This is a genomic window from Arthrobacter sp. NPDC056886 (genome assembly GCF_042788715.1).
Lineage (GTDB): Bacteria > Actinomycetota > Actinomycetes > Actinomycetales > Micrococcaceae > Arthrobacter.
In genome coordinates, this window is the sequence record NZ_JBHUBT010000003.1 from 363,492 (window position 1) to 380,685 (window position 17,194).

Annotated in this window: 12 protein-coding genes; 9 read left to right on the top strand and 3 right to left on the bottom strand. The window is 67.1% G+C overall.

Features of this window, described 5'->3' with window-relative positions:
- Positions 1–49: 49 nt before the first annotated feature.
- The 4 genes from ACFRJ8_RS07425 (at position 50) to secA (ending at position 6,004) form a co-directional block, all read left to right on the top strand.
- Complete coding sequence (locus ACFRJ8_RS07425; protein WP_377985467.1) at positions 50–1,030, top strand: ComF family protein; 981 nt, start codon at positions 50–52, stop codon at positions 1,028–1,030.
- 155 nt (positions 1,031–1,185) lie between these two features.
- Positions 1,186–1,911 (top strand): ribosome hibernation-promoting factor, HPF/YfiA family, encoded by a 726-nt coding sequence (gene hpf / locus ACFRJ8_RS07430; protein WP_377985468.1) that lies wholly within the window; start codon positions 1,186–1,188, stop codon positions 1,909–1,911.
- 34 nt (positions 1,912–1,945) lie between these two features.
- Positions 1,946–3,181, top strand: a complete 1,236-nt coding sequence (locus ACFRJ8_RS07435) for a winged helix-turn-helix domain-containing protein (protein WP_377985469.1) — start codon at positions 1,946–1,948, stop codon at positions 3,179–3,181.
- Between the two features lie 84 nt (positions 3,182–3,265).
- Positions 3,266–6,004, top strand: coding sequence for a preprotein translocase subunit SecA (gene secA / locus ACFRJ8_RS07440; RefSeq protein WP_377985470.1), 2,739 nt, complete (start codon positions 3,266–3,268; stop codon positions 6,002–6,004).
- 155 nt (positions 6,005–6,159) lie between these two features.
- On the opposite strand, the gene ACFRJ8_RS07445 is transcribed toward secA, so the two are convergent.
- Together ACFRJ8_RS07445 and ACFRJ8_RS07450 are read right to left on the bottom strand one after the other, a co-directional pair.
- Positions 6,160–6,642, bottom strand: coding sequence for an Rv3235 family protein (locus ACFRJ8_RS07445; protein ID WP_377985471.1), 483 nt, complete (start codon positions 6,640–6,642; stop codon positions 6,160–6,162).
- 163 nt (positions 6,643–6,805) lie between these two features.
- Positions 6,806–7,603: a LysM peptidoglycan-binding domain-containing protein gene (locus tag ACFRJ8_RS07450; protein WP_377985472.1), complete on the bottom strand. Its 798-nt coding sequence runs from the start codon at positions 7,601–7,603 to the stop codon at positions 6,806–6,808.
- A gap of 198 nt (positions 7,604–7,801) precedes the next feature.
- Between ACFRJ8_RS07450 and ACFRJ8_RS07455 the strand changes: the two genes are divergently transcribed.
- Complete coding sequence (locus tag ACFRJ8_RS07455) at positions 7,802–8,371, top strand: hypothetical protein (protein ID WP_377985473.1); 570 nt, start codon at positions 7,802–7,804, stop codon at positions 8,369–8,371.
- A gap of 14 nt (positions 8,372–8,385) precedes the next feature.
- Here the strand turns inward: ACFRJ8_RS07455 and ACFRJ8_RS07460 are convergent, their stop codons facing one another.
- The gene (locus tag ACFRJ8_RS07460) at positions 8,386–8,607 is read right to left on the bottom strand and encodes a helix-turn-helix domain-containing protein (RefSeq protein ID WP_277522814.1); all 222 of its coding nucleotides are present in this window, start codon (positions 8,605–8,607) and stop codon (positions 8,386–8,388) included.
- 152 nt (positions 8,608–8,759) lie between these two features.
- On the opposite strand from ACFRJ8_RS07460, the gene ACFRJ8_RS07465 reads away from it, so the two are divergent.
- From ACFRJ8_RS07465 to ACFRJ8_RS07480, 4 genes are read left to right on the top strand one after another with little or no spacing between them, the layout of a single operon-like run.
- Entirely contained in the window at positions 8,760–9,404 is a 645-nt protein-coding gene (locus ACFRJ8_RS07465) for a hypothetical protein (RefSeq protein ID WP_377985474.1), read from the top strand.
- Entirely contained in the window at positions 9,401–10,726 is a 1,326-nt protein-coding gene (locus ACFRJ8_RS07470) for a CpaE family protein (RefSeq protein ID WP_377985475.1), read from the top strand. Before ACFRJ8_RS07465 ends, ACFRJ8_RS07470 begins: the two co-directional genes overlap by 4 nt.
- Before the next feature lie 57 nt (positions 10,727–10,783).
- The gene (locus tag ACFRJ8_RS07475; RefSeq protein WP_377985476.1) at positions 10,784–15,658 is read left to right on the top strand and encodes an NAD-glutamate dehydrogenase; all 4,875 of its coding nucleotides are present in this window, start codon (positions 10,784–10,786) and stop codon (positions 15,656–15,658) included.
- Between the two features lie 35 nt (positions 15,659–15,693).
- Entirely contained in the window at positions 15,694–17,163 is a 1,470-nt protein-coding gene (locus ACFRJ8_RS07480) for a sensor histidine kinase (protein WP_377985477.1), read from the top strand.
- Positions 17,164–17,194: the final 31 nt, after the last annotated feature.

Sequence of the window (17,194 nt, forward strand, 5' to 3'; positions counted from 1 at the left end):
GCCGCCCGTGGGGCAGCCACCGAGGGCGCCCCCGGTGCAGGATCGAGGAATGAACAGCCACACGGATCAGTACGCCAGCCCGGCGCAGCCGGCCGCGGATCCGGACCTCGCCCCGGCCGCAGCGTCAGCGGCGCGACACCGCGGCAGCTACGCGCGGCCCCTGGCGAGACTCTGCGAGCTGACGGCCGAGTCCGCCGCAGAGGTGCTCGCCCTGGCCCTTCCGGTTGACTGCGCCTGCTGCGGGGCGGTGGACTTGGCGCTCTGCGGCGCGTGCGCCCGGAAGCTCCGCCTGCTGACACTGAGGCCGTTCCGTGCGGAGGCCCACGCACCTGCCCTGATGGACATGGACGGGTCCGTGCTGCTGCCCGTGGTGGCCGCCGGGGCCTACCGGGCCGAGCTCGCGCAGTGCCTGCTGGCCTTCAAAAGCCACGGGCAGGCCCGGCTGGGCGCCGAGCTTGCCAGGGCCCTGGCGCGGGCCCTTCACGCCGCGGCCGGGCCGGCACGGGGACTAGTCCTGGTCCCCGTGCCCACGAGCGCCGCCGCGTTCCGCAAGAGGGGTTTCAGTCCCGTCCACCTCCTGCTCCGTCGGCTCGCCAGCAGCGATGCGCTCCCAGGGTTCACCGTTGCGGACGCTTTGCGGAAAACCGTGCCGTCCGCGCGGAGCCGCATGCCCCCGTCGTTGCCACTGTTGGACCGGTTGCGGGCCGGCCCGCACGAGGACCTCTACCTCTCCGGCGGGCAGAAGGGACTGGGCCGGGGTGGCCGCGCCCGGCGCGTCCGCGGATCCATGCGGGCCAGGTCCGGCCCATGGGCTGCTCGAGTGGAAGGACGTCCCTGCATCATCGTCGACGACGTGCTGACCACCGGTGCCACCCTGGCGGAGGCGGCCCGTGCGCTTCGGGCCGCTGGGGCCGTAGTCGCTGGCGCCGTGGTGGTGGCCGCGACACGCCCGCCGGCCACCACCGACGTCGACGCCGCCAGCCCCGCGGCCGCGCGGGGGAACGGCGGGACCCAAAAAAATAAACCGTAAAAGGATGAATAACAGGTGTCTATGAACTAACGTCGAATATGGGTACCAAGAACAGATGTACCTGTCGATAGCGGCTCGGAAAGGGGCTCGACTGTCAGTCAGATCGGCCCCGGGAAGTACCGCCGTCGTGTCACCGAAGTCATTTGGAGGGCACCATGGAGTTCATGATCAGCGGACGCAACTTGACGGTCTCAGACCGGTTCCGCGAGTATGCCGACGACAAGATCTCAAAGATCGCGTCGTTGGGAGACAAGGTCCAGAGGGTAGACGCGAAGGTCACCAAAGAGACCAAAGCCCGCCAGACCGCCGAATCGCTCACGGTTGAGTTGACAGTCCTGGGGCGCGGCCCAGTAATCCGCGCGGAAGCGAGTGCCGCCGACAAGTTCGCTGCGTTCGATCTCGCTTACAACAAGCTTCTTGAACGCCTGCGCAGGGCTAGGGACCGCAGAAAGGTCCATCACGGCCGTCACACCCCGAAGTCCGTCACCGAGGCAACAGCAGCCTTGGAGCCGGCCAGCCCCAGCGAACCTCTTTACGTGGAGGCGGCGCAGCAGCAGGAGACCCAAATGCCGGCGGCAGCGAAGTCGCCGTACGATGTCGAGAACGATATTCCGGCCGGCGATTCGCCCGTGCTGATCCGCCGGAAGGTATTCCCCGCGGCCCAGCTCACGCTCGATGACGCCGTCGACAACATGGAACTTGTGGGTCACGACTTCTACCTTTTCGTGGACAAGGAAACCAAGGCGCCGTCGGTCGTATACCGCCGTGACGGCTGGACCTATGGGGTCATCTCCCTGGACCAGACGTGCGAACCCGGACATTCGACTCTGGAAGAGAAAATCCTGGCCTACCGTTCAGAGGATGAGGCCGCCAGCGCATAAGCTGGTGCAGACTTTTTCCGACGAAGGGACTAACGTGCAAGCATCGCTGAGCCTGGCACAGGCACGGCGGATCGCGTTGGCAGCCCAGGGATTGGACAAGGAACGGCCCGCCGGACCCGTGAGCGCACGGGCGGTGGGCCGTACCTTTGCCCGGCTGCACCTGGTTCAGATCGACTCCGTTAATGTGGTCTCCCGCAGCCACTTCCTGCCGTTCTTTTCGCGGCTCGGCAACTACGACCGCGACATCCTCCAACGCATGGCGGGGACCCACCCGCGCCGGATGATGGAGTACTGGGCCCACGAAGCCTCCTACATCCGGCCGGACCACTTCTACGACCTCGTGCAGTGGCAGAGCCGCAAATGGGTGGGCGCGCACAGCATGGACCCCGAACTGCGCAACGGGGTGGCGGCCAAGGTGCTGGAAACCCTGGCCGCCGGGAAACCGATGACCGCCGCCGAACTGACAGCCCGGCTCGGCCACGTGGAGGATCCGCAGCGGGAGAACTGGGGCTGGAACTGGAACGCCGTCAAAAGGGTGCTGGAACACCTCTTCGAGGAGGGACTTGTCTCGGCATCCTCGCGGACCGAATCCTTCGAACGGCGCTACACCCTCACTTCCAAGGTGCTCCCCGGACCGGGCGGGGAATCGCCGGCACCCGAACCGGACGCGGCCGCCGCGATGGACCGGCTGATCGACGCCGCGGCCCAGGCCCACGGTATTGGGACCGTGCGGTGCTTCGCGGACTATTTCCGGACACCGCAGAAAGCAGCCGCGGTGGCAGTCCAGAACCTCGTGGACAGCGGCCGGCTGGAACCGGTCACGGTGGCCGGCTGGGACCGGCCCCTGTACCGTCACGCGGAGGCGAAACTTCCGCGCTCCGCCAGCGGCCGGGCACTCCTGAGCCCCTTCGACTCCTTGGTGTTCGAACGCCGCCGGCTCGAGGAACTCTTCGGGTTCCACTTCCGGATCGAGATCTACACGCCAGAGCCGAAGCGGAGGTACGGCTACTACGTGCTGCCGTTCCTGCTCCGTGACGGGATCGTTGCCCGCGTGGACCTCAAAGCGGACCGGGCCGGCGGCCGGCTCCTGGCAAGGGCCGCCCATGCGGAAGCCGGCGCCCCGGGGGACACCGCCGTCGAACTCGCCGCGGAACTGCAGCTCATGGCAGAGTGGCTGGGACTGGACGGGGTAGTTGTCTCGCCAACGGGGAACCTCGCGCCGGCGCTCGCCGAAGCCGTGGCTGCCCAGCAATCGCACTATCCGCTGTGAGGGAACAGGCGCCACCGGCCCTGCGTCTCTCCCGTAGACTAAACACGCCAGAATTCGGCAGCTTGAGACTGGGAGCAACTTCACGTGGCAACACTTATCGAAAAACTTCTCCGCACGGGTGACAAAAAAACCCTGAGGCAACTGCGGAACTATGCCGATTCCATTAATGCCCTGGAGAGCTCCTTCCAGACCTTCACGGATGCCGAGCTCCGTGAGGAAACCGACCGTCTGCGCGAACGCCACCAGGCAGGCGAGAAGCTGGACGATCTGCTGCCCGAAGCCTTCGCCGCCGTCCGCGAAGCTTCCTCCCGTACCCTCGGCATGCGCCACTTCGATGTCCAGCTCATGGGCGGCGCAGCCCTGCATCTGGGCAACATCGCCGAAATGAAAACCGGTGAAGGCAAGACCCTGGTGGCCACCGCTCCGGCCTACCTCAACGCCCTCGCCGGCAACGGCGTCCACGTCATCACCGTGAACGACTACCTCGCCGAATACCAGTCCGACCTCATGGGCCGCGTCTACCGCTTCCTCGGCCTGAGCAGCGGCTGCATCCTGTCAAACCAGGATCCTGCGCTGCGCCGCGAGCAGTACGCCGCGGACATCACCTACGGCACCAACAACGAATTCGGCTTCGACTACCTGCGCGACAACATGGCGTGGGACAAGTCCGAACTCGTCCAGCGCGGCCACCACTTCGCCATCGTCGACGAAGTGGACTCCATCCTCATCGACGAGGCCCGCACCCCGCTCATCATCTCCGGCCCGGCCCAGGGCGACACCAACCGCTGGTACAGCGAATTCGCCAAGGTGGTCACGCGCCTGCACGCCGAGACCGACTACGAGGTCGACGAGAAGAAGCGCACCGTCGGTGTCCTCGAGGCCGGCATTGAAAAGGTCGAGGACTACCTCGGCATCCACAACCTTTACGAGTCCGCCAACACCCCCCTGATCGGCTTCCTGAACAACGCCATCAAGGCCAAGGAACTGTTCAAGCGCGACAAGGACTACGTCATCCTCGACGGCGAGGTGCTGATCGTCGATGAGCACACCGGCCGTATCCTCGCCGGCCGCCGCTACAACGAGGGCATGCACCAGGCCATCGAAGCCAAGGAAGGCGTCGAGATCAAGGCCGAGAACCAGACGCTCGCCACCGTCACGCTGCAGAACTACTTCCGCATGTACGGCAAGCTCGCCGGCATGACCGGCACGGCCGAGACCGAGGCCGCCGAGTTCATGAGCACCTACAAGCTCGGCGTCGTTGCCATCCCCACCAATCGCGACATGACCCGGATCGACCAGGCCGACCTCGTCTACAAGAACGAGGCCGTCAAGTTCGACGCCGTAGTCAAGGACATCGCCGAACGCCACGAAAAGGGCCAGCCCGTCCTCGTCGGCACCACCAGCGTCGAGAAGAGCGAATACCTCTCCCAGCTGCTGGCCAAGGAAGGCGTCCGGCACGAGGTCCTGAACGCCAAGAACCACGCCCGGGAAGCCTCCATCGTCGCCCAGGCCGGCCGCAAGGGCGCCGTCACCGTCGCGACCAACATGGCCGGCCGCGGTACCGACATCATGCTCGGCGGCAACGCCGAGTTCACCGCCGTCGCCGAACTGGCCAAGCGGGGCCTCGACCCGGAGGAAAACTCCGAGGAGTACGAGGCCGCATGGCCCGAGGCGTTCGAGTCAGCCAAGCAGGCCGTCAAGGACGAGCACGAAGAAGTCCTGAACCTGGGCGGACTCTACGTGCTCGGCACCGAACGGCACGAGTCCCGCCGCATCGACAACCAGCTCCGCGGCCGTTCCGGACGCCAGGGTGACCCGGGCGAGTCCCGGTTCTACCTCTCGCTGACTGATGATCTGATGCGCCTGTTCAACTCCGGCGCGGCCGAGCGGCTCATGAACAGCTCGGTGCCGGACGACGTTGCCCTCGAATCCAAGCTCGTCTCGCGCGCCATCGCCTCGGCCCAGGGCCAGGTGGAAGGCCGCAACGCCGAACAGCGCAAGAACGTGCTGAAGTACGACGACGTCCTGAACCGCCAGCGCGAAGCAATCTACGGTGACCGGCGCCGCATCCTCGAAGGCGATGACCTGCACGAGAAGGTCCAGTACTTCCTGGAAGACACCATCAACGCCTCCATCGACCAGGCCACGGCCGAGGGCACCGGCGATGACTGGGACTTCAACCTCCTGTGGTCCAATCTCAAGACCCTCTACCCTGTGAGCTTCACCCCCCGCGACGTCATTGACGAGGCCGGCGGCAAGTCCCGGGTCACCGTCGACTTCCTCCGCGAAGAAATCCTCTCCGATGCCCGTCTGGTCTACCAGGCCAGGGAACAGGCGATCGGCTCTGAGAGCATGCGCGAACTGGAGCGCCGGGTGGTTCTGTCGGTCATCGGGCGGAAATGGCAGGAACACCTCTACGAGATGGATTACCTCAAGGAGGGCATCGGGCTGCGGGCCATGGCCCAGCGCGACCCCCTGGTGGAGTACCAGCGCGAAGGCTTCATCATGTTCCAGGCCATGATGGAGGCGATCCGTGAGGAGAGCGTCGGCTTCCTGTTCAACCTCGACGTCGAAGTGACGCCGGCCGAAGATGTTGTGGTGGCGGACGCCGAGGGCCAGCACACCGAACACCACGAACCGCAGATCCGTGCCGCCGGGCTCGAGGCCCCCGAGAAGCCCGCGCAGCTGCAGTACACCGCCCCAGGCGAGGACGGTGCGGCCCAGACCCGGATCGAGGCGAAGGGCACCGGACGCTCGGGAAACCCGGCCAAGGCCGCGGCGCAGGACATCGGCCGCCGCACAGCGAAGAAGAAGCGTCGCTAGGCACCACGCCAACGCACGGGAGGACCGGAGCAATCGCTCCGGTCCTCCCGTGTTTACGCCTCCTTTCCCTGACAGGCCGGGCCGGTTTCCTGCCCCTTCCTGCCTGTTTCTGCTCGTACCTGCTTGCGGCCCGCTTCTGTCTAAGGCCCCGCGGTTCAGCCGATCTCCAGGACCGTGACGCGCCAGGCCGCTGTGCCGCGCTCCAGCCGCAGCGCGACCGCGCGGACCCGTGACTCCTCGACCACAACCGCGCTGGCTTCGTAGACGTCATCCGAAACGCGGCAGGCACGGACGGACCGGACTGACGGGTTGCGGTGCAGCCGGCCCGCCGTTGGCGAGCTGCCGGAGGCAACCCGGCGGGTCAGTGCGGCACGGTGCTGCAGTGCCGCCAGGCAACGCGGGTCCAGTCGGCGGGAGAGCTGCTGCGCGGGCCGCGTGCCTGCCAACACTTCGATGGCCGCCTGCACTGTGCTGCGGGAAATCGCACAAATCTCGCGGGCCTCGTCAACAACGCGCAGCGGCGGCGGGACCGCGGCGGTCTTCGCGGCCGGTGTTGCCGTGCCGGACACAACCCGGAGGGCGGGGGAGCGCGGGGCTGGGGTCGCCGCGGCTGAGCGGATCCCGGTGACTGCATTCATGACGGTTCCTTTGCTGATGGCTGATGGCTGATGACTGATGGGTGGTGCGTGCGGGGTGCTGGCGGGGCTGGTGCTGGCTGACTTCCTGTTGTCTGAACTTCCGCCGGGTCCCGGCTGCGGCCCTGTCTGGCCGTGGTTCTGACGGACCCTAGTGCGGCGGTCGCTAGGTTGGTGGCGGGAGGACGAGGACCTGTCCGGGCCGCAGGAAGTGCGGGTTGGTTCCGATGGTGCCGCGGTTCCCCGCATACAGCCGGGGCCACTCTCTGGCGATGTCGGCGTCGGACGCGAACGGCCCCAGCGTCGCCGCGGCGATGCTCCATAGCGAATCACCGGACCGGACCGTGACCTCTCGGCGGACGCCTGGTGTGTTCTGCGCGCGCGCGTGGCGTGCGGCCAGGGGGCCGGCATCCACGATCGGGCTCACGGGCTTCCAGCGCGGATCGACCGCGGAACCGGCGGCCGGATCTTGCGGCCCCGGCGCCGGGGCCTGCCCGGGCGAAGGCGTCCACGATGCCGACACTGCTGCCTGGCCGTGCCGGCCCGGACCGGGCCCCTCGTGCGCAGTCGCCGCGGAGGCCAGCGGCGCTGTCAGCAGCTGCAGGCCGACGGCACCGAGAACCAGCCGGCGCATGAACGCCGGACTGAACCGGCCCGTGGCGGCCGCCGCGCGGGTCCTGCCAAGGCGGGCAAGCAGCGCTGCCGCGACGGCGATGGCGAGGGACATCACCCACCAGGTGATAACGATCAGCCCCGCGGTGTTTGCCACGATCCCCAGCTGGTCCTCGAAGGAAAGTGACTGCCGGCGTGCCGAGCCTGACTGCCAGCGCCGGACGAGGAAACCTCCCGTAGTCGCGAGGAAGATCCCCAGCAGCAGGATGGCAGTGGCCATGGCCGCGTCGGTCCGAACCGTCTGCCTGGGTGAGGGCTGGGTCCGGGGTTGCTGTGCCGCTGTCCCGTCCATGGCTATTCCTCCGTTCGCCCACAATGCTGTTTGATGCCGTTTGATGTTATTTGATGGTGTTTAAGCCCGTTGAATGAAGTCTGGGCCCGCAGGTCTCGGTTTGTCTAGAGGTAGTCCGGGGCCTGTGGATAGCCGCCTCCCGTGCATCGGCGGCGCTCGTGGATTGACCCGTGCGGGAGGCGCGCCTACGCTGGCGCCATGCGGTGGGACGCCCTGTTTGAGGACATGGAGGCGCAGCTGGCGGCGCGCCAGCGGCTGGATTTTGAGGCCGAAATAGCGGAGCGTGCACTGGTGGATTCTGCGGGCATAGATCTCGCGGACCGGCTCCGCGGATCCCTCGGGCTTGGCATCCGCGTGCGCCTGTCCTCAGGGCAGGCGTTCGAGGGGGTGCTCAGCCATGCGGGCAGCGAAGCCCTGGTCCTTGATGAGCCCCAGCACCAGGTACTGATTCCTTATGCCGCGGCCGCTCAGTATCTGGGCCTTTCGAGGGTGGCGGTCTCCGAACCGTCAACCGTCCGCCGGCGGCTGGGATTGGGCAGCGCCCTGCGGGGACTCGCCAGGAATCGGGCGCGGGTGTCGATACTTCTCACGCACGGGAGGGCAGAGACCGCGCTCCACGGCGTCATTGACACCGTCGGCCGGGATTTCCTTGATCTGCTCATGGCGCCTGAGGGCGAGGACTGGCGTCCAGCCAGCGTGCGGCAGGTCGTGTCTATTCCTTTTCGCGCCCTCGCTGGCATCAGATCCGTTGGGGCCCCGGGAGGCTAGTCAGAACGCCAAGATCAACGTTCTGCAGATTTCGACTTAGCCTCTTCGATCATGCGGCTGGCCTCGGCGTAGCGTTCCTGGATGTACTGCTCGAGCATCTTCTCCTCGACACGCCACTGACCGCGCCCGCCCACCTGGATCGCCTTGAGTTCGCCGCTGCGAACCAGCGCGTAGGCGGCCGGTGAGTTGATCTGGAGCTGCTCGGCAACGTCAGCGAGAGTCAGGAATCGGGGCATGAGTCCATTTTGCCACCGTTGATGCCGACTGGTGCGGTTATCCACAGTTTGCGGCTGTTTGGCCCTGGATCTTCCACCGGGGCGGTCCGGGCGCAACAATAGGGGTGCCCGGCATACCGGGAAGGGACGGCGACGACAGGGGGAGCGGACGCATGAGTGGAAGCGCGGCAGCCGAAGGGGCCCGTTTGAAAAAACCGTCCTGGAAAGACCCCCGGCTCCTCGTCGGAATCCTGCTCGTCCTGGCATCCGTGGTGGGGGTGGTATCGCTGGTCGGTGCCGCGGACCAGACAACCGAAGCGTACGCGGCGCGCGAGCCGATCGCCGTCGGCGAGACGCTGACCGTCGACAAGCTGCACCGGGTCAAGGTAAGGCTCGGCGAGGTGGAACAGCACTACCTGACCCCGGAGGCCGGCCTGGACGCCGGCCTCGTGGCTGTGCAAAGAATCGGCAAGGACCAACTGCTGCCGCGCGAGAGTGTCGGCCAGCTCGATGGGCTGGACCGCAGGCCCGTCGCCGTCACGGTTGAGGAAACCCTTCCCGCCCAAGCCGTGGCGGGCTCTCGCGTGGACGTCTGGGTGGCCTTGCCGGATACCCGCAACGGCTTCAGCGAACCCACGCTGCTCCTCGCCGGCGCCGAAATTGCCCAGATCACCTCGGGCAGCACTGCCCTTGGGTCCTCCCGGTCGATGGTGGTCATGGTGCTCGTCCCGGACGCTCAGATGCCGAAGCTGCTGGGAGCCCAGGCCAACAAGGCAAAGATCGCGGTCGTCTGGAACCCGGGCGGAGCCGCGAGATGAGCATTCCCGTGGTGACGGTGGGGGACTCCCGCGATGACCTGGTGGGCGGACTGGAGCGTCTGCACGGACCTGTGTCCGTCGTCCGGCGGTGCGGCGAGCTGGCGGAACTGCTGGCCGCCTGCCAGAGCGGGCTGGCCCGCGCCGCTGTTGTCGCGGCGGGCAGCGAAGAGCTGACGGCGTCGCTGGTGGACCGTCTGTCCGCCGTCGGCGTCGTCGTGATCGCCCTGACTGACAATCCGGAGGAATCGGCCCGCCTGCGGACCATTGGCGTGGCAGCGGAAGCCCGCGCTGTTGACGCCGCCGCCCTTGCGGCGCGGATTTCCGCGGCCGTGGCGCAGCTCAGTGGCGCCGGACACCGGCCGCGGCTCGCTGGGTCCGACGACGCTTCCTCCGTGGCTGTCACGGCCGGTGGGCACGTGCTTCGGCCTTCCGGGGTGCCTTCAGTCACCCCAGCCCCTGCCGCGAGGGGCCGGATCATTGCGGTCTGGGGGCCGGCTGGCGCGCCGGGCCGGACCCTGGTGGCCGCCAACATCGCGGGGGAGCTGGCCGCGGAAGGGCAATCGGTGCTGCTGGTCGACGCCGACAGCTACGGTGCCAGCGTGGCCGCCCTCCTGGGTCTGCTCGACGAGGCTGCCGGGCTGGCCCAGGCCTGCCGGCTGGCAGACCAGGGACTCCTCGACGCCGATGCCCTGCTCAGGATCACCACGACGGTGGCGACCAAGGCCGGGACGTTTCGCGTGCTCACCGGGATCACACGGGCGGACCGCTGGACGGAACTGCGCGCCGCGGCGCTCACGCTGGTGCTGGAGCGGGCCCGGGAGATCGCAGATGTCACTGTGGTGGACACCGGCTTCTGCCTCGAAGCAGATGACGAGCTTGGCTTTGACAGCGGCGCGCCGCGCCGCAACGCCGCGACCCTGAGAAGCCTGGAGTTGGCCGACACGGTCTTTGCCGTCGGGGCGGCCGACTCCATCGGCGTGCCGAGGCTGGTCCGCGGCCTGGCCGAGCTCCAGGCGGCCATACCGCAGGCAGCGCCCCAAGTGGTCATGAACAAAGTCAGGACCTCCGCCGTTGGAAGGTCGCCCGAACGCCAACTTCGTGCTGCGTGGGAGCGGTACGGTCCCTCGGTGCCGTTGACGGCGTTCCTACCGTCCGACCCCGCAGCGAGCGACGCCGCCCTGCTGGCCGGGGCGCTTTTGCTCGAATCCGCGCCCGAATCCGAGCTGCGGCATGCGGTCGCCGCATTGGTTTGTGCACCTGCCCAGCGAAACAAGAAATCCTTTGTATTTTCTTCCACAGCAGAGCGTCGGGCAAAGGGCTAGGGTCAACATAAGGGCCGCAAAGAGGCGGCTGTGAACTTCTTTTATGGAGGCGTTTCGATGTCGTCTGGGTCCAGCGTGGAGGATCAGCCCGTTTCGATCGGGAGTAGCGAAAGCTATCTCGGGGATTACTACGAGCACCTCGCGGAGGAGGATCTCCGGGCCTACCCCCAGGAGGTCCTGACGGCAAGGGCGGATACCCACCGCCAGATCGCGGCGACGCGGAGGCCAGGCACCGCGAACATCGCCCTCCGTGACGAGGCCGATTGCAGCGTCCTGTACATCGTCACCGATGACATGCCCTTCCTCGTGGACTCCGTCAACGCCGAACTGGTCCGTCAGAACGCGCCCATCCACCTCGTACTGCACCCGCTGTTCGTGGTGACCCGCAACCGCGAGACCGGCAACCTGGTCAAGGTGGCGCGTGTACCCTCCCACCTGGGCATCTCCAGCGGCGACACGGCGGCCATGCCGAACCTCTCCCACCTGATCGCCGAGGGCGACAACGCCTCGCACATGGAATCCTGGATCGCCGTCGAAATCGACCTTGTCGACGAGAGCAAGCGCGCCGACCTGGTCAAGGGAGTCACCCGCGTGCTCGGCGACGTCCGCGCCGCCGTCGAAGACTGGCCAAAGATGCGCACGAAGGCCCTTGAGATCTCCGCGGACTTGGACAGGGTGGCCAACCGGGCGCAGATTGCCGAGCTCCGCCAGGCCCAGGACTTGCTCCGCTGGCTCGATGACGGAAACTTCACTTTCCTCGGCTACCGCGAATATGACCTCGTGAACGTATCCGGTGAGGATGTTTTGGAACTGCGCGAGGAAAGCGGCCTCGGCCTGCTCCGCGCCGGCGCGGACAGCCGCCAGGTCCAGCACCTCACCGAGGCCGGCAGGAAGAAGGCACGCGAGAAGCGGGCCCTCGTGATCACCAAGGCGAACTCGCGCTCCACCGTGCACCGCCCGGCGTACCTGGACTACATCGGCGTCAAGAGCTTCGACGCCGCCGGCAACGTCAACGGGGAGCGCCGCTTCATCGGCCTCTTCGCCACGACCGCCTACGCCGGTTCCGTCCGTGATATCCCCGTGGTCCGGGAAAAAGTGGCCGCTGTCCTCCACGACGCCGGTTTCCCGCCGGACTCGCACTCGGGCAAGGACCTGCTGGGCATCCTCGAGACTTACCCGCGCGATGAGATGTTCCAGATCGAAATCCCGGACCTCGCCGCCATCGCCACCGGCATCCAGCGCCTGCAGGAACGCCGCCGTACGCGGCTCTTCCTCCGACCCGACATTTACGGCCGGTTCATGTCCGCCGTCGTCTACCTGCCGCGCGACCGCTACACCACGAACGTCCGCCTGCGCATTGAGCAGGAGCTGCGGGAGACTTTCAACGCCGTGTCCATCGACTACGAGGCGCGCATGACGGAGTCCGCCCTGGCCCGCCTCTTCTTCCGGATCCGGCTGCCCAAGGACGCCGATGTCAGCAACGTCAACAGCGACGAGCTGGAGAAGCGCCTGGTCCGGGCAGCCCGCTCGTGGGGCGAAGGCATTTCCGAAGTCCTGCGTGCCCGCGGCGACGGCGGGGGCGCGGGCGCCAAGGAGAACGGCGCCAAGGAACTGGCAGCCATCTGGGCAGAAGCGTTTCCCGCCAGCTACCGCGTGGACTACGAGATCGAAGACGCGCTCCAGGACATCGACCGCTTCGAAAAGTACGGTGCCGCGGCCGAACGGGCCGGCGAGGCAGTCAAGGAGCAGCCCGGCGTCCACGTCTACCTGCCCGCAGGCGCCGGCGCCACGCTCGAAGAGGACGCCCGCGTCAAGCTCTACATGCTGGAGCCGAAGAGCCTGAGCCAGATCCTGCCGTACTTCCATAACCTCGGCCTCGAGGTCCTGGACGAGCGACCGTTCGAAATCGAGACCGCGGATCAGCGGGACTTCTTCCTCTACGACCTCGGTCTCAAGTACCCCGCCGGCGTCGATCCCCAGGCCACCGGCCAGCTGCTGGCCGAGTCCTTCGGCGCTGCCGTGACCGGCGCCGTGGAGTCCGACAGCTTCGACCGGCTGGTGCTGCGGGAGGGCATGCACTGGCGTCAGGTGGTCGTGCTGCGCGCTTATGCCAAATACATGCGGCAAATGGGCAACACCAACTCCTTTGGATTCCTGGCGGACACCCTGCTGGCGAACCCGGAGGTCACACGGGGACTCAGTGCCCTGTTCACGGCACGCTTCGACCCGGCACTCAGCGACACGGAGCGCGTGCTCAGGGAGGTCGAGGTCCTCGCCGGACTGGATGCAGCGATCGAGCAGGTCGCGACCCTCGACGCCGACCGGCTGCTGCGCACGTTCAAGAACCTCATCGAGGCCACACTCCGGACAAACTATTACCAGAACAAGCCCCACCTGAGCTTCAAGCTGGATCCGTCCCGCATAGCGGGCCTGCCGTTCCCGCGGCCCATGTTCGAGATCTGGGTCTACTCGCCCCGGGTCGAGGGCGTGCACCTGCGCTTCGGCAAGGTGGCCCGCGGCGGTCTGCGCTGGTCGGACCGGCGCGAGGACTTCCGCACCGAAATCCTGGGCCTCGTGAAGGCCCAGACCGTCAAGAACGCCGTCATCGTCCCGACGGGCGCTAAGGGCGGCTTCTACGCCAAGCAGCTCCCGGACCCCGCAGCCGACCGCAGCGCCTGGATGGCCGAGGGCATCGAGAGCTACAAGACGTTCATCCGGGGACTCCTGGACATCACAGACAACCTGATCGTGACAGCCGACGGCGAAACCGTCAGGCCGCCGGCCGACGTCGTGCGCCATGACGACGACGACTCCTACCTGGTGGTCGCGGCCGACAAGGGCACGGCGTCCTTCTCCGACATCGCCAACGGGCTGGCCGGCGAATACGGCTTCTGGCTCGGCGACGCCTTCGCCTCGGGCGGCTCCGTCGGCTATGACCACAAGGCCATGGGTATCACCGCCCGCGGCGCCTGGGAATCGGTCAAGCGCCACTTCAGCGAGCTGGACCTCGACACCCAAGCCGAGCCCTTCACCGTGGTGGGCGTCGGCGACATGTCCGGTGACGTGTTCGGCAACGGCATGCTGCTCTCCAAGCACATCCGCCTGCTGGCAGCCTTCGATCACCGGCACATCTTCCTCGACCCCACCCCGGACGAGGCAACGTCCTACGCCGAGCGGCAGCGGCTCTTCGAACTGCCCCGGTCCTCCTGGGACGACTACAACAAGTCGCTCATCAGCGAAGGCGGCGGCGTCTTTGCCCGGCAGGCCAAGTCGATCCCCGTGTCCGCACAGGTCCGCGCCGCCCTCGGCCTCCCGGAGGGCACCACGGAACTGAGCCCGCCGGAGCTCCTGCGCGCCATCCTCCTCGCCCCGGCGGACCTGCTCTACAACGGCGGCATCGGGACCTACGTCAAGGCCAGCACCGAAACGAATGCCGAGGTTGGCGACAAGGCCAACGACGCCATCCGCGTGGACGGCCGCGAACTGCGGGTCAAGGTGGTCGGTGAGGGCGGAAACCTGGGGATGACCCAGCGCGGACGCATCGAGGCCGCGCTGCAGGGCGTCATCCTCAACACGGACGCGATCGACAACTCGGCCGGTGTGGACTGCTCGGACCACGAGGTGAACATCAAGATCTTCGTGGACCGGATGGTCGCGGCGGGCAAGCTTGAGCCCGCCGAGCGTGCGGACTTCCTGGCCTCGATGACCGACGAGGTCGGCCGGCTGGTGCTCGAGGACAACATCGACCAGAACATCCTGCTCCTCAACGACCGGATGCGGGTCTCCGAATGGAGCCCCAGCTATGAACGGCTCATGGACTGGCTGGAAAAGTCGGCCGACCTCAAGCGGGACCTGGAGGCGCTGCCCACCACGGCCGCGCTGCAGGAGCGCCTGGAACAAGGCCAAGGGCTGACCTCGCCGGAACTTTCGGTCCTGGCCGCCTACGCCAAGATCGAACTCGCCAGCGCACTGCGCGACAGCGACCTCGCCGATGATCCGTGGTTCCGCACGACGCTGCGGAACTACTTCCCGGAGCAGCTGCGGGAGAGGTTCGACGCCGAACTGGACACCCACCCGCTGCGCCGCGAGATCATCGCCACCGTGGTTGCCAACGACATGATCAACCTCGGCGGCATCACCTTCGCGTTCCGCGCCATGGAGGAGACGTCGGCCACGGAAGCGGCCCTCGCCAAGGCGTTCGTGGCGCTCCGGGAGGTCTACGAGCTGGACATCATGGTCAAGGAACTCAACGAACTGCCGGCGTCGTTCCCGACCGAACACTGGAGCACCGTCCACCTGGACATCAGGCGGCTGCTGGACCGCGCCGTCCGGTGGCTCCTGGGCCAGGGCTCCGCGTCCCGTCCCATCGCCGAGATCGTGGCCGAATTCAAGCCGCTTATGGATCCCATGCGGGCCCGGCTGCTGGATTACCTCCGGGGCGACGACCGCGCCCGCGTGGCCGAATGGCTGGAGAAGGCGCGCAGCTGGGACCTTCCGGAGGACCTGGCACACCGCTGGGCGGAACTGTTCGAGAGCTTCGTGCTCCTGGATATCGCCAAGATCGTCCATGGCAGCAAGGAGTCGGTGGCCGATATTGCCCACGTGTACTACACGGTCTTCAACCGTTTCCATGCAGATTCCCTCCTCGAGCGCATCACCAAGCTGCCGAGGGCGGACCGCTGGCAGGCACTGGCCCGGGCAGCACTGCGCGATGACCTCTACTCCACCGTCTCGGACATGACGACGGCGGTGCTGGAGAGCACTCCGGCCGGGACTCCGGCTGAAGAGCGGCTGGCGGCCTGGGAGGGCCAGAACGCGGAGCAGCTGGGCCGTGCGAAGTCCATGTTTGACGAGGTCAATGCGCTCGAGGCCGATGACATGGCCTCACTGTCGGTAGCATTGAGGCTCTTGAGGTCAATCGTCCGACGCTAAGGGCTGCCGTCCCTGGTGTCGCAAATGGAGGTGCTGTGGCAATCTTTACGGACCCAATCAGGGAACATGCTGATTTTGGCCCGGGGGACGCCGAATGGCTGCACCTCCTGGTCGGCGACTGGCAGATGGTCGCCGACCTCGCGTTCGCCGACCTCGCCCTGTGGTTTCCGCATCCTGAGTTCGGCTACGTGGCACTCGCCCACGTCCGCCCCTCCACCACGCACACGGTATTCCATGCCGACTTCGTGGGGGAGGGGATCAGGTCGGACCTGCAGCCGCTGGTGGACAAGGCGTGGGAGAGCCGCGCGATCGAGCGCTCCAACGAGACCAACTGGAGCAGCGATATGGCGCTGCGGGTCGAGGCGGTCCCCATGGTCCGCAACGGCCGCACCCTGGCCATCGTGACGTCCCACATGGACCTTTCCAGTTCACGGATGCCCTCCCGGCTCGAGCTCACCTACCGGCAGTGCGCCTACGATCTGCTGCGCATGGGAACGCTGGGGCTGTGGCCGGACTTCGCGTCGCCCACAGGCTCGCGCCGCGGCGCTCCGCGTGTGGGGGATGGCCTGATCAGGCTCGACGCCGAGGGGATCGTGCAGTACGCCAGCCCCAACGGGGTCTCCGCGTTCCGCCGCCTCGGCGACGGCGAGTCCCTCGAGGGCCGGTCCCTTGCCGAGGTGACGGCGGGACTTTTGCGGGACCGGCGCATGGTCGATGAAACACTGCCGCTGGTGGTCACGGGCCGCATGCCGTGGCGCAGCGAAATCGAGTCACGCGGGGTCAGTCTTTCGCTGCGTGCGATCCCGCTGCGCGACGAGCAGCAGCGGTTCGGTGCCCTGGTCCTGTGCCGGGACGTCTCGGAGCTGCGTCGCCGGGAGATGGAACTGGTCACGAAGGACGCCACCATCCGCGAGATCCATCACCGCGTGAAGAACAACCTGCAGACCGTCGCGGCCCTTTTGCGGATGCAGTCGCGGCGCATGGTCAGCGACGAGGCGAAACAGGGGCTCGAGCAGGCGATGCGGCGGGTGGCGACCATTGCCCTGGTGCATGAGACGCTCTCGCAGGGCCTGACCCAGAGCGTTGATTTTGACGAACTCATCGGCCGCCAGTTCCGCCTCTCGGCCGAGGTCGCCTCGCCCTCGCAGCAGGTCAAGACCCAGCGGTCGGGCCTCTTCGGGGACCTGCCGAGCGACTTCGCCACCCCGCTGGCCCTCGTCATCAACGAACTGGTCACGAACGCCGTCGAGCACGGGCTGGAGGGGCGGACCGGTACTGTCTGGCTGCTCGCCGACCGCTCGGAGACCGAGGACGGGGATGAACTTCTCACCGTGACGGTGGAGGACGACGGCGTCGGGTTGCCGGACACGCCGTATGTCGAGGGTCTTGGCCTGCAGATTGTCCGCACACTGGTCACCAGTGAACTTGGCGGCACTATCCATTGGCAGGCCAGGGACGGCGGGGGAACCGCCGTCCAGATTGTCCTAAGCCTCTCGACCCGCTGACGATGCGTTGGCGGCTTAAACGGGCAATGGC